Raw genomic sequence first — 12,106 nt, 5'->3', positions numbered from 1 at the left:
GGTTACTCCTTGAGATCGGGGCCGTTTGCCGAGCCATGGCTGTCGCCAGCACGAAGACCGTGCGCGGCAAGGCCGGCGCCATGGGTGAGCGAGCGCGAGGCATCGACGCGGCGGGCCCAGTCGGGCGGCGCGGCTCCGGCTTGCGCTGGCGGCGTTGCCGGGTTCCCTGCGGCACCTTCGCGATAGGCGGTGCCCAGCGCTTCGGCGGCCCGCCTGAGCGGCGAGGCTGCCGCCCTACCCGCTCCCGACAATGCCGCTGCGCCAGCGGCAGCCAGACCGCCACCAATCGCCGCCAGCCCGGTTCGTCCCTCAGTACCCGAGCGATAGGCCGCAGCAACGCTGCCTGCGGTGCGAGCACCGGTCTCGGCGGCCCTGCCGCCGCCAGCGGCGAGGGTGGCGGCAGAGCCGGCTGCCAGTCTTGCCCCGGCAGCGCCTGCGATCATGCCGCCGCCTGCGACCAGCGCGGTTCCTGCAGCCGCGCCTGCACCAAGCTGCGGTCCGCCGGAAACGATCCCATTGGCGATGGACGGACCGAAAATGCCAAGGCCAAGCAGCGACAGCGCGGCAAGCGCAAGCGTCATTGCCTCCTCGAGGGTCGGCTCGCCTGTCACCGGAGCCCCGGCCAGTTCGGCAAACAGGCTCGTCCCAATGCCGGTGATCATGGCAAGGACGAGCAGCTTGATGCCCGAGGATCCTCGGCATCGGCCTCAAGCGCGGTGCCTGATACCATCGCGAACAGATCGGACCAGACCGCTTCGAGGGTTTGGACGACAGCGTCGCGGTCCGGGAAATCGCTCGTCGATAGGGGAGCGGGTCCAATCGAGAAGCCGGCAAGATCGAGACCGGCGAGTTGGTCGGCGAATGACGGGTGCATGGGATGTCCTCCTGACTGACTTGAGGCCGACGCACCCGTTCATGGCTGCGCCAGCGAGAGCCCTTCAGGGCCAGCATTCAGGCAGGGTTGCGCACCCGTCAGGGGTAACCCGGCTTGGCGGGCTGGCGCGGGCAGGCCTTGAGCCCGAAGGGCGAAGGCCAACACGGGCCCGACCAAGCCGGGTTGCGCAAGACAGGCGGCTGGCCCAGGGCCTCTCTCGCTCGGGCAGCGGCCATGGGCGGACGGAACAGATCCACAGGCAGGGGCACGTCCTATGCCTCATGCTTGCACTGTCCCAGCGCGGCTCAGGCTACTCGCCTAGTGTACACGCCCTCCCCGTTCGACATGTGCCCGAGACAGTCATAGTCGCCGAACACGGCATCGAAACGGGATGCGATCTGGGACAGCCAATGCAGTGCCCGCGGCGACCGGGCCGTGCGCCAATCGGCGTCCCGATACGCGCCGTCATCGCGTTCGACGATCCAGACGGCCACCAGCTCGCCATAGACCGATAGGCCGAAATCCGCATAGGCATTGCGCATGAGGATTCGGTCTTCCCGGCCTCGCCAGCCGTCATGCGGGATCAGCGACGGGAAGGCTCGGCCGGCCCGCTCGCGCAGGTCATCGTGCAGCCGTTTATATTCGAATTCCCAATCGTCCTCGGCTTCAACCTCGAGCACCGTGAATACGACAATTGCGCCGCTGGGATAGCTGACTGATCGGCCCATAGCATCCTCCCTCAGGCAGCAAGCGCAGCGTCGTCTGACGCATCGTCAGACTGCTCGGCCGTGATCCGCCCGCCAAGCTTGAGCAGCAGGGTCGAGGCTTCCTCGGCCTTGGCGGCAGCGGTCAGGATTGCGCGGTCGTCGTCCTTCAGCAGCTTGAGCCAATGCTCGATATAGCTCGCGTGGCTGTCGAGGTGCGTGACGGGCAGCCCCAGCTCTGCGCCTAGCATGGCGCTGGAGAGTTCGGCGACCAGTTCCTCGGCGGCATAGGCCGCCGTGCCGAAGCGGTTCTTGAGATCGCGGCCCAGGCGGCTGGCATGGCCGGTCCAGTGCGAGAGTTCATGGGCGAGCGTCGAATAATAATGGTCGAAGCCGGAAAACAGGCTGGCAGGCGGCATCGTGACGCGATCCGCAGTCGGTTCGTAATAGGCCTCGCAGCCCTGATGACGCAGGTTGACGGGGATGGCGGCGAAGAAGGCATCGAGTTCGGCCTCGCGCCCTTCAGGTTCGACCAGTTCCAGCGTTGCAGCCGGATGGAAGCGAGCGGGCAGACCTTCGACCTGATCGGCATTGAAGACCGGATAGGCCTTCAGCACCCGGCGGGCCTCGTCGGTCTTTTCGCCGGTCTCGGCGGCTTTCACCTCTTTGGTGTAGCTCTTGTAAAGACAAGCGATGGTCGACTTCTCGCCCTTGCGAACCTGGGCGCCGAGCGACTTGGCCTGATTGTAGGTCATCCAGAACGGCGATGCGTAGCCGCACATATCGGCGACCATCCAGAGCCAGAAAACGTTCATCCCCCGGTACGGAATTCCGCATGCGCGCAGGGGCCGCGATACGGGCACGCCGCGCCACGGCTTGATCCAGGGCTTCGTGCCAGCCTCGAGACGTGCGATAATTTCCTGGGTGATGCGGGTGGCGGGCGACAAGTCGCCGCTTTGCCCCTTGCGATAGGCCATGATGGGTCTCCTGATTGAGGCATCTGGACAGTCAGCGACGGGTTCGCCGGTCAGTGCCGCAGGTTCGCGCGCCCCCTCTTCTCTCCTTCCAGAAAGGAAGCGGCCCTCCGGCGTGAGCCGAAGGACCGCTTCTCGAGGTACGAGTGGCCTTACCTGTCAGGAGGCGGTCAGGCGGCCAGTCCGCGGGGGGACTGATGTTCGGTGTCGACGCCTGGCTCAGCGTCAGTGGCGTCAATCTCAGGCTCGCCAGCATCCGATGCAGGAGCGAACCGCATGACCTCAGGCACCCAGGCCAGGGCCTTCTCGCGCACCTCGACTTCGGTGATGGTGGTGCCAGCGAAGACGCGCTCGGCGCTCATCGCAAGATCACCCTTCTTGACCGAGGCAAAGCGCGAGGAAAGCTCGAAACCGCCAACATCGGTCAGCGCGTCGAGGATCACCTGCTTCGACACTCGGTCAAAATAGTTCGCAGCAGTCGGTCGCCACCACTGCGCCATATCGATGCCGATCAGGCTGCCGAGATGATCCTGGAACGGCAGCTGACGCTCGCCGTTCAAGTTGAGGCTCGCCTCGAGCGACCGGGCAACGACATAGCCGAGCCATGTGGCACGGGCTTCATCGGACAGCGCGCGAAACAGGTCGAAGCGGGAAGTCGCATCGGTGCCTGCACGCCAGCTTTCGTCAAGATTGGACCTGAGCTCAGCGAGCGCGCTGCTGGCCGGTGCATCCTTGGCTTCGAACCCAAGGATCGGGCCTGTCGGGACAGGCGCGCGCAGCGTGGTTGCAGCCCGGGACCGCCAGTCGTGCGTATCGGCATCCGCCAGCGTGAAGACCATGATGTCGAGCGCAAGCCCTGGGTCAGAGGCAACGTGCAGCGCAAGGACGTCGCGGCGCTGCATGGCGAGCTCATCAACCAGGCGCTTGGACAAGGTGGTCCGGCGCTTGTCCGAACCTTCCTCGCCAGCAACGACTTCGATTCCGCTGTCGCCTTCAGCGGGTTCAGCCTGCCTTTCACCATAGAAAGCCGGCTGGAGTACCGGAGTGCCATCGCGCGCGAGCACCAGGATCATGCCCGCCTCGGCCTTCAGCTCAAGCGCAATGACGGGCGGGCGTGCCTGGATTTCCCTGCATTCGCGGTCGATCGCCTCGATTGCCGCTTCTGCCGCCGCCACGTCTTCGTCGCTGCTATCCTCAGCTTCGAGGATCGCAGCATGCCCGTCATACAAGGCATCGAGCTCGTCGAGCCTCGCCTGCTCCGCTTCGGCGAGCGGCGACGGTTCGGCGGGAAGCCGGACCAGCCCTTCGACGAGATCGTGACTGGCATAGGGATCCAGCGTTGGCTTGACCCAGGCGAGACCCTGCGCCGCGGCATGAGCTCGAGCCACTTCTTCCATCTTGGCTGTAGCAAGGCTCTCGAGCAGCGCGACATCCGACCAGGATTCGCTGTCATCGTCATCGAACAGTTCGCGCTCAATCCGACCCCCAGCAGCGATGTAAGCGTCGCGGCCGACAAGGCGGGCGCGCGGATCGCTGCCCCGGACGGTTCCTGAGAGAACCATGCGGCGGATGCTGTCCGGGTTTGGCGCATAACAGGCCGAGGAAACCTGTTCGAAGACACGGACCTGGATTTGCTGGTCCGAGGTCGCCCCGAAGGCCTTGGCGATGTCGAGAGTGATCCGGCCCGACGCCAAGGCTTCGAACACGACGGGCGCAAGCGTCGCGAGACGCAGGCGCCCCTCGACGAAGCGGACGGTCAGGCCGAAGCGGCGCGCAACCTCCTCCACAGTCGCACCGCCTGTAACAAGCGCGGCAAAGGCCTGGGCTTCATCGGCAGGATTCATGGAAAGGCGGTGGAAATTTTCCGCGAGGCTGGTCTCGACCGCAGCTTCGGCGCTGTCTTCGATCACGAGGCACATAACTTCGTGATCCCGGGCGATAATCTTTTCGTCAGCGAGCATTAGCATTGCGCGGCGGCGGCGTTCGCCGGCTTCGACCTCGAACTTGCCCTTCACAGCGGGCCTGACAATGAGATTCTGCAATAGTCCATGGGCTGCGATGCTGGCCTTAAGCTCACCATCTGCAGTCGGATCGTCGTGACGACGAACATTACGGGGCGACTGAACAAGTTTGTTCAGCGGGATCGACTTGATCATGGGGCACACTCCTGATTGTGAGCCCGGTGCATCGACTATCGACACCCAAATGGCTCAATCAGGGCAAAGCCCACTCCACTCTCAGGTGTTCTCTGTGAATTGCTCCGCAGGCACGGACAATGACGATTGGCGATGGTTGGGACTTACCAGCCGTTCCCGCGCGACAGGTTTATTGCCAAGCTTCGATATATAGCAAACACGACACTGGCAGGAATTATGCGCGCAACTAGGCCAGTTACTGAATGGCGGGTCCTGGCTATAAACTCATTATTGCGGTATGTCGGCTATCCGGTGGCCCGCGACAGCGTCTGGCGGCGGAAATTGGGTGACTAACGGAACGTCAGTTTTTTGGCGGTTACTTCATTCGGCGATACACCTAAGGGATTGGCCCATGCCAGGATCATAGCCAATCCTGAAAATTGGCCGTTCGACATCGAACACCATGTGGGACAGGACCGTCCCGTCCGCAGACCTGTCACGGGTCCAGAAATAACCGATACGTCCGGCTAGAAAGAATGTGCCTTTCTGCGTTCGCCAGCCTGCCGGAAGAGCGCCAAAGCCCGTGCTATCCGACCCGGCGTATCTGCCAGGCCAGCCTTCGGCGGCTTTGAGAGCCTTGGCAGCTTGAGCGCCGCCGCCAAGGAAATCTTCCAGTGTTCGCCAATCGCGATTGTCCGGCACACGCCAACCTTCCGGGCATATCCCACGCTCATCAGTGATAGCTGCGAAGTTGTAGAGCAGCCCCCATTTGGCCGGTGGCGGTACTTGGTTGGCATAGGTTGTATATGCTGGCACGCCGCTTTGTCCTGCCGCCACCCACGCGGCATCTTCGGTCGCTAGTGCAATCGGATCGCCATTGCGAAAGGTCGTGCCCGCATAATTTTCCCGCATCCAAACTTGCGTGCCGATTCTGACGTTTTCAATGGCGGGCGCCAGATCAGGGCTGTCAGGCCTAAGCGCGATCGGTGTTTGTGCTGCTGCGGACGAAGCCAGCAGCAAGGTTGATGTCACAATCCGGCCCATTCTGATCATGTATCCGCTGCCCTTTCCCCCATATAGCGAGGCAGATACGAGCCGGAATCTTGGAAAGACGCAAAGTTCCGTTGCGGGGTCGCTCGGTGAATTTCAGCTCATGGCGACAAGCCCATTGAAGCTGCCAGGCAGATTCCGATGCCGCGCACCAGCCCCGCTTATGACCGCTGTTGGGTGGAGAGCTGAATGGCGGCTTTTACTTGCCTCATTGAATGAAATCCTGAAAATTCCATGGGCTTGTTGAGCCTTCGGATAATTTCATGATCGGATCAATGATCCTGCTGAAGCTTGTTCCCGCCCCGTTAGCGAAAAGCGCAACAGAGCTATGGAGATGCCGAATGGCCAACACTCGATCCCTTGTCATGAGCATGCTGCTTGCGGTCGGCTGTGCCGGGATCGGTGGGGCTTGCGCCGCGCAGCCAGCCACTTCCGCGCAACCGGAAAGCGCGCTTGTACCAACCGTGGGGAAGACCGTGCGCCCTGGCCCTTGGACGCCGCCCGCGGGGCTGGTCCAGACCCCGCTCTGGCCGGGCGCGGCGCCCGACATGGAGGACGTGAACCTTCCGCCCGAAAGCGTGCTGGTGAACCCGACCCCTCAGGCCCTGTTCGGCGCCATCTCCGAGGCAGCGCTGGATGTGAGCGTGCCGACGATGACGGTGATTCCGGCCCGCGGCAAACCAAACGGCGCGGCCATCCTCGTCTTCCCCGGCGGTGGTTTCAAGGCGGTCGTCCTAACCCTGCAGGGAACCGAGATCTGCGACTGGGTCACCGCGCAGGGCATGGCCTGCATTCTCGTAAAGTATCGGGTGCCCCGGACAGCCCACCACTACGATGCGTCATGCGACTGCGGGGTCGAGCCCGACAGGCCCCGCGCGTTGCAGGATGCCCAGCGGGCCATCCGATTGGTCAGATCGCGCTCAGAGGAACTAGGCATCGATCCCGGCCGGATCGGTGTCATGGGCTTTTCCGCCGGTGGATATCTGGCGGTTCAGACGAGCAATATGTTAGAGCCGGCCTACACCCCGGTCGACGCGATCGATACCGTCAGCAGCCGCCCGGACTTTGCGATGTCATTCTATCCGGGACACTTGTGCCGTCCCGGAGACAAGCTCCCGGCCAATCTCAACGTGACGTCGAACACAAGTCCCACCTTCCTGATCGCGGCATGGGACGACGATGTGAACCCGATCTGCAACAGCACCCTCTATGCTCGGGCGCTCGATGCGGCGGGCGTTCCCGCAGAGGTGCACTTCTTCGCCAAGGGCGGCCATGCCTTTGCGCGGCGGACGCCAGAGGCGCGTCATGCGATCTGGCCCGAACTGGTGAAGGGTTGGCTGACCGAGCGCGGGATCATCGGGAAGCAGCCCTGAGAGCTGCATTGGGCGTCCTCACGCTCGGTCTTCAGGTAGTGATACCGCCGAAGGGCACGATCTTGTTGTCCGCGTCATGGGCAATATCGGCACGGCCGAGATAGGGGATGCCAGCGCGGGCACACCATTGCGCGGCGATCTCTTCCTCGGTCAGGGCAAATTCGGGCTCATTGGGAATGATCTGCATGCATCGACCGAGGCGCAGTCCTGAGATTTCCCTCGCCAACCGGGTATCGGACAGGTGGGCGAAACATCGATCAATCCGATACATCTGTTCCGCCACTTCTTCGACCAACAGCTCGTGCCCTGCAATGGCAGGCTCCACTGAGGTGCCGATCAGATGGCAGAGCACGGTCAGGTTGAACGCTGCGACCTTGCGTCCAGGGATGAGGCCTGGCTCAAGGGCTTCCGGTGATCGCTCCACCAGCCAGTGCAGGGCGCGGGTGACCGCAGCTACGCCGTTCGGGCGGTAGAGATCATGCACCACGGGCCCATGCGCAAGCAGCGGCGCGCCCCGGTTGTATAGCCCGGCCATCAACACACCAAGGTCACTATAGCCGAGATAGGGCTTGGCAAGCGCCTCCGGCTTCAGAGCGGCAAGAACGGCGGGGGCAACGCGCATGGTTCCGTATCCGCCGCGACCGAACCAGATCGCGTCGATGTCGGGTGAATTGGCGAATTCGATGGTCGCAGCGGCGCGCTCGGCGTCCTCTCCTGCGAAGTGTCCGGCCGAGAGGAAGCAGTTGGGATGGAACCTCACTTCCACCCGATCGCCGTAGAGGCCAGCAGCGATCTGTTGGATCGGGTCCACAATCTTGGGGTCGACTGGTGCCGCAGGTGCCACGACGCCGATCACAAAAGTAGTTCCTGTCAAATCGACGCCCTCCGGTCGCCAATGGGTCTAATTGCCACCTACTTGTGCGCCTGTCTTCCTTGTCCACGCTGGCCCGACTTGCTCTATCGCGTCAGTCCAGATCAACCCGTTGAAGCCTGCTGGCACAGCATCGAGATCGTCAGGGTCCGTGATGCCGGGTGCACCATTTTCGTTTTCGATGTTTCCGAGGAAGATCACGGTCGTGCCCGATTGGCGCATCCGGTCTAAGAACCGGTTGGGCCATCCCCACACCAGATGCCTGTAGTTGATCGGCACCCCGATAACGCTGCCGACGCAAGAGTCGGGCATTTTCGTGCTCCATCCAACCTTCATGTAATCAAAGGTGCAGCTTTTCATCTCTGCCTTGGAGAAGGCAAAACCGTCCGGATTGATGGTTTTCCAGCGCCCGACAGGCTTGTCGTGGCCATAAACCATGATTCTTTCATCGATAATGATCCCATGCCGCTCGAGATACGCTTGCAAAAGATCCGCTTCCCGAAGCCATCGGCTTTTGAAGTTGATCAGGAAGCGTTGCTCGGGAAAAGCCTTCAGGACTTCGGCCAGCGACGGCATCATGCCCTTGCCCTTACCGCGGAACGGGAACGTCTTTCCGCCATCGGCTGTGTATCCATAGCCTACGTCGAGCGACTTGAGATATTCCAGCGACTGCTCACGCGTGACGCCTTTCCCTTCGGTCCGGCAATCGATCGTCCAGTCGTGAAACACCACGAACTCGTTGTCGGCCGTGGGATGAATATCGATTTCAAGGATGTCGGCGCCTGCCTGAAAGCTGGCTGCAATCGATGGCAAGGTGTTCTCGATGTAAGGGTTCGTCGGGGGCAGCATGCGGTTGGCGGTGCAAGTATCCTTGTCGATCCCGGCCCGGTCGTAAAGCTGATGGATGCCCCGGTGGGCCATCAATTGCACTTCACCCTCTGGATCAGGCGCAAGCCAGGATGCATTTGCGAAATAGACCGCGCCGATCACCATGAGCGCTGCAAGAAGAAATGCGCGACGTCGATTCATATGCCGGTGCCCATTATAATTTCATTGAATGTATTTAAGCGTGTAATGCCTCAGAAGAAATGACCTTATCTGGATCGCTCCGCCAGTGATGCCGCCGCAATCAGGCCCGCAGCAGCAAAAAAGAGCACGGCAGCCTCATGCGGCCACGGACTTGCCCACATGCGGGTGTTGAATGCCATGGGGCCAATTGCATTGACGATGCCGTGCAGCCAGATGACCGGCACCAAGCTACCCCGGCCGATCAACCATACTCGCGTAAAAAGGAACGAGAGGGCGATCACGCTGACCACATACAGCGGAAGATAGGTCCAGAAGGGGATTCCATCCCGCCAGTCGGAAAACATCGCCATGGGTGGCAGATGCCAAAGGGCCCAGATCACCCCGATTATCAGGGAAGCGCGCAACTCGCCGCCGCTTTCAAGCAGGCGGGGCAGCAGGTATCCGCGCCAGCCGCCTTCCTCTCCGAATGGTCCCGCGCCCATAACCGCTGCAACGATACCGTTGAGGATCGCAGCCGGGAAGATCGTTGCATAGAATGCCGATGCAGGTTCTCCGCCGAGTGAGTCGATGAGGGGGGCATACCCCAGCAGAACCGTGAGCAGCAAAACCGCAAGGGGGAACGGAAGAAAAGCCGCAGCATAGGCTCGCCAGCCACAGCGAAATTTCACGAAGGCACGCGCCCACGCCAGGAACTCATCACGGCCGCCGCGCAAGGTCAGGATGGCTGCGGCAAGGCCCGGGCCGAACGAACCGGCCAGAATGACAGCGAAAATTGCCCCTCCTTCGGTGAGCTGCCCGGGCTTGGCCAGCGCGAACCATCCAGCGATCCAGACCGTCCAGCTGATCGCATAGGTCAAGCCGACAAAGGTCCACGGGAATGACGCGGGACGATCAGTCTCAAATTCAGGCATTGATGTATCCTTGTATAGCAAGGCTTTCGATTAAATGAGCTGATCATCTCACAGCAGCCTTTTCAGGCCTTTGGTCAGCAGAATGTAGGTGAGGGCAGCAAGCGCCAGCGCGACGGGTATGGACCACCATCCCAACAGCTCCTCGCCGGCTGCTCTCTGCGATACAAAGCCTGCCGCTATCCGTCCGTCGGGGTAGCGGAAGAGCCCAACATGCTCATCCCAGAACGGCTTTGCGAGGGCGAGAGCGACGAAGACCGCGATGAACAGGTAGCCGATGGCGAAGGCAAAGCCGGCCAGCACCCGGCTGCCCCCAGCGAGCAAGTTGTGGAACAACCCTTTGCTGATGGTGATCGGATTGAAATTCTGCGCGCCTTGCGACAGGTAGCTTTCAGCCAAGACGGGGCGAAGGATATCCATTGGTCGGCCCAGCTTCGCCAATGCGTCTCGGAGATGCGCCGGAGTGCTGGCGCGGCCAGCGGCGAGGTCAAGGCCTTCGAGTAGATGCTGCTCCAGATCATCGCGAAGCTCGCGGCCATCCTCGCCCAATGGTGCAATCAGCTGGTCCAGCTCGGCAAAGTAGGAATTCCACATCTGGCACGTGGCAGGATCATCGAAACGATGGGTCAATTGCGGTGTCCTCCCAGCAGGCCGTCAACGGAGGCAGCCAGCTTCTGCCAGCTCGGGATCATAGCGGCGAGCAAGGCGCTGCCCTTGTGGGTCAGCGTGTAGTATTTGCGCGGAGCACCGCCATCACCGTCGCGCAGCTCGGACTGAATCAAGCCATCCTTAGAGAGACGCAGCAGCAACGGATAAATCGTGCCTTCGGGCACATCGATCGTGGCGCGTTCAGTCAGCCCAGTTACAAGTTCAAAGCCGTATTGCTCTCGTCGACTGAGGCTGAGCAGGATGACGAATTCGAGTATGCCCTTGCGCAACTGGATTTCCCAGCGCGCAAGATGTTCTCCCGACTCGCTCGATTGCCTTGTCATGCAAGGTTATTAGATCGGCCATTCCTTGCAATGCAAGGCTTTCGGTAATTCTAACGTCTGGGACGGTCTATTACGACATGCCTTGCAGCAGTTTCGCGCAGCAGCTGGAAGCGGTAGTGGATGGCCGGAATGGGGTCGAAAGAGGTAAGGCAGCTTTCATCTGCGAGAGAGCTTAAGCTGCCCTTCGTATTGGTCATGTAGGTTGTTTGCGGCTGCCACCTGATATGCGGATAGCCCGGAACACGGACCTGCCCTGCTTCAATCTCGATAGCGCAGCGCGTCGATCAATAAGCCGAACGCGAGAGATGGCTGTCGTCTGCTGGTGTAATATAAAAAATAGCTATCGAAGGGATCGCACCAGTTTTCCAGCACTCGAACCAGTTTGCCCTGTGCAATCATTGGCGCGACGCGGTCCTCGATCAGATGAGCCAGCCCGTGACCCGCAACCGCAGCTGCAATGATCAGATCGACATTGTTCAGCACCAGCTGGCCATCCACTTGCACGTTCAGCTCGCGGCCCCCTTTCTCGTATTCCCAGGCATAGACGCTGCCACTCATCATTCGCAGGTTGATGCAGTGGTGCCTAGCCAGGTCCTGAGGGCTTTGCGGGCTGCCGTGCCGCGCGATATAGGCCGGCGATGCTACGGTCGCCATCCGCAGGCGCGGGCCGATGCGCAGCGCGATCATGTCCTGTTCGAGGCGCTCGCCCAGTCGCACGCCAGCGTCAAATCGTTCCGCAACAATATCGGTTAAACGGGATTCGATGTTCAGTTCGATCCTGATCTCCGGGTATTTGGCGGTCAGTCGATCGATCGCTGGCCACAGCACGGTTTGAGCGGCGTGCTCAGACGTGGTGATGCGAAAGTTCCCCACTGGCCGATCATGGAGTTCGGTCAACGCGGCAATACTGGCGTTGATGTCCTCCAGCGCGGGTCGAAGGCTGTCGAGCAGTCGCTCGCCCGCTGCAGTTGGTGCGACGCTTCGCGTCGTTCGGGTGAGCAGCCGCAAGCCCAGCTTCGCCTCCAGACGCTTCATCGAGTGGCTGAGCGCTGATTGCGATATGCCCAGCTTGGCAGCCGCGCGGGTAAAGCTCCGCTCCTCGGCGACAACCGCGAACATCGCCAGGTTGCCCAGTTCCTCGCGCCGCATGTCGCCACTCCAATTAATGAATAGATGTCATAAGCTTTAGCGATTTG

General features: G+C 61.5%; 12 protein-coding genes and 1 pseudogene. 1 reads left to right on the top strand and 12 read right to left on the bottom strand.

Annotation, left to right across the window (positions count from 1 at the left end):
- Positions 1–2 precede the first annotated feature (2 nt).
- The 6 genes and pseudogenes from ACNI3Q_RS00385 to ACNI3Q_RS00360 all read right to left on the bottom strand — a co-directional run bounded on the left by ACNI3Q_RS00385 (position 3) and on the right by ACNI3Q_RS00360 (position 5,740).
- Positions 3–662 carry a TrbL/VirB6 family protein gene (locus tag ACNI3Q_RS00385; RefSeq protein WP_426273195.1) on the bottom strand — a complete coding sequence of 220 codons (660 nt, stop codon included), beginning with the start codon at positions 660–662 and terminating at the stop codon, positions 3–5.
- 29 nt (positions 663–691) lie between these two features.
- Positions 692–874 (bottom strand): annotated as a pseudogene (locus ACNI3Q_RS00380) (chromosome segregation ATPase); the annotation flags it as partial.
- 305 nt (positions 875–1,179) lie between these two features.
- A complete protein-coding gene (locus ACNI3Q_RS00375) occupies positions 1,180–1,602 on the bottom strand; it encodes a hypothetical protein (protein ID WP_426273193.1) in 423 nt (140 codons plus the stop codon).
- 11 nt (positions 1,603–1,613) lie between these two features.
- A complete protein-coding gene (locus tag ACNI3Q_RS00370) occupies positions 1,614–2,555 on the bottom strand; it encodes an ArdC family protein (protein WP_426273192.1) in 942 nt (313 codons plus the stop codon).
- Between the two features lie 167 nt (positions 2,556–2,722).
- The gene (locus tag ACNI3Q_RS00365; RefSeq protein ID WP_426273190.1) at positions 2,723–4,708 is read right to left on the bottom strand and encodes a ParB/RepB/Spo0J family partition protein; all 1,986 of its coding nucleotides are present in this window, start codon (positions 4,706–4,708) and stop codon (positions 2,723–2,725) included.
- A gap of 360 nt (positions 4,709–5,068) precedes the next feature.
- On the bottom strand, positions 5,069–5,740 hold the full coding sequence (locus ACNI3Q_RS00360; protein WP_426273188.1) for a fibrobacter succinogenes major paralogous domain-containing protein: 672 nt from the start codon (positions 5,738–5,740) through the stop codon (positions 5,069–5,071).
- A gap of 338 nt (positions 5,741–6,078) precedes the next feature.
- On the opposite strand from ACNI3Q_RS00360, the gene ACNI3Q_RS00355 reads away from it, so the two are divergent.
- Positions 6,079–7,110, top strand: a complete 1,032-nt coding sequence (locus ACNI3Q_RS00355; RefSeq protein ID WP_426273186.1) for an alpha/beta hydrolase — start codon at positions 6,079–6,081, stop codon at positions 7,108–7,110.
- Between the two features lie 31 nt (positions 7,111–7,141).
- Here ACNI3Q_RS00355 and ACNI3Q_RS00350 read toward each other — a convergent pair whose 3' ends face one another.
- From ACNI3Q_RS00350 to ACNI3Q_RS00325, 6 genes are all read right to left on the bottom strand, one after another.
- Positions 7,142–7,966, bottom strand: coding sequence for an LD-carboxypeptidase (locus tag ACNI3Q_RS00350; RefSeq protein ID WP_426273185.1), 825 nt, complete (start codon positions 7,964–7,966; stop codon positions 7,142–7,144).
- A gap of 45 nt (positions 7,967–8,011) precedes the next feature.
- Positions 8,012–9,010 (bottom strand): glycerophosphodiester phosphodiesterase family protein, encoded by a 999-nt coding sequence (locus ACNI3Q_RS00345; protein ID WP_426273183.1) that lies wholly within the window; start codon positions 9,008–9,010, stop codon positions 8,012–8,014.
- Positions 9,011–9,075: 65 nt separating this feature from the next.
- Positions 9,076–9,921 carry a CPBP family intramembrane glutamic endopeptidase gene (locus tag ACNI3Q_RS00340; RefSeq protein WP_426273181.1) on the bottom strand — a complete coding sequence of 282 codons (846 nt, stop codon included), beginning with the start codon at positions 9,919–9,921 and terminating at the stop codon, positions 9,076–9,078.
- Between the two features lie 48 nt (positions 9,922–9,969).
- Positions 9,970–10,548, bottom strand: a complete 579-nt coding sequence (locus ACNI3Q_RS00335; protein WP_426273180.1) for a hypothetical protein — start codon at positions 10,546–10,548, stop codon at positions 9,970–9,972.
- Positions 10,545–10,910 carry a PadR family transcriptional regulator gene (locus tag ACNI3Q_RS00330; RefSeq protein ID WP_426273178.1) on the bottom strand — a complete coding sequence of 122 codons (366 nt, stop codon included), beginning with the start codon at positions 10,908–10,910 and terminating at the stop codon, positions 10,545–10,547. The genes ACNI3Q_RS00335 and ACNI3Q_RS00330 overlap by 4 nt, the downstream gene beginning before the upstream one ends.
- Before the next feature lie 258 nt (positions 10,911–11,168).
- Positions 11,169–12,059, bottom strand: a complete 891-nt coding sequence (locus ACNI3Q_RS00325) for a LysR family transcriptional regulator (RefSeq protein ID WP_426273176.1) — start codon at positions 12,057–12,059, stop codon at positions 11,169–11,171.
- Positions 12,060–12,106: the final 47 nt, after the last annotated feature.

It is taken from the genome of Sphingomonas eleionomae (genome assembly GCF_049889035.1).
Lineage (GTDB): Bacteria > Pseudomonadota > Alphaproteobacteria > Sphingomonadales > Sphingomonadaceae > Sphingomonas.
This window is presented reverse-complemented; position numbering and strand designations above follow the sequence as displayed.

Bases quoted from the DNA above. Each gene is read 5' to 3' on its own strand.
- ACNI3Q_RS00385 (WP_426273195.1), bottom strand. From the start codon at position 662: ATGATCACCGGCATTGGGACGAGCCTGTTTGCCGAACTGGCCGGGGCT.
- ACNI3Q_RS00375 (WP_426273193.1), bottom strand. From the start codon at position 1,602: ATGGGCCGATCAGTCAGCTATCCCAGCGGCGCAATTGTCGTATTCACG.
- ACNI3Q_RS00370 (WP_426273192.1), bottom strand. From the start codon at position 2,555: ATGGCCTATCGCAAGGGGCAAAGCGGCGACTTGTCGCCCGCCACCCGC.
- ACNI3Q_RS00365 (WP_426273190.1), bottom strand. From the start codon at position 4,708: ATGATCAAGTCGATCCCGCTGAACAAACTTGTTCAGTCGCCCCGTAAT.
- ACNI3Q_RS00360 (WP_426273188.1), bottom strand. From the start codon at position 5,740: ATGATCAGAATGGGCCGGATTGTGACATCAACCTTGCTGCTGGCTTCG.
- ACNI3Q_RS00355 (WP_426273186.1), top strand. From the start codon at position 6,079: ATGGCCAACACTCGATCCCTTGTCATGAGCATGCTGCTTGCGGTCGGC.
- ACNI3Q_RS00345 (WP_426273183.1), bottom strand. From the start codon at position 9,010: ATGAATCGACGTCGCGCATTTCTTCTTGCAGCGCTCATGGTGATCGGC.
- ACNI3Q_RS00340 (WP_426273181.1), bottom strand. From the start codon at position 9,921: ATGCCTGAATTTGAGACTGATCGTCCCGCGTCATTCCCGTGGACCTTT.
- ACNI3Q_RS00330 (WP_426273178.1), bottom strand. From the start codon at position 10,910: ATGACAAGGCAATCGAGCGAGTCGGGAGAACATCTTGCGCGCTGGGAA.
- ACNI3Q_RS00325 (WP_426273176.1), bottom strand. From the start codon at position 12,059: ATGCGGCGCGAGGAACTGGGCAACCTGGCGATGTTCGCGGTTGTCGCC.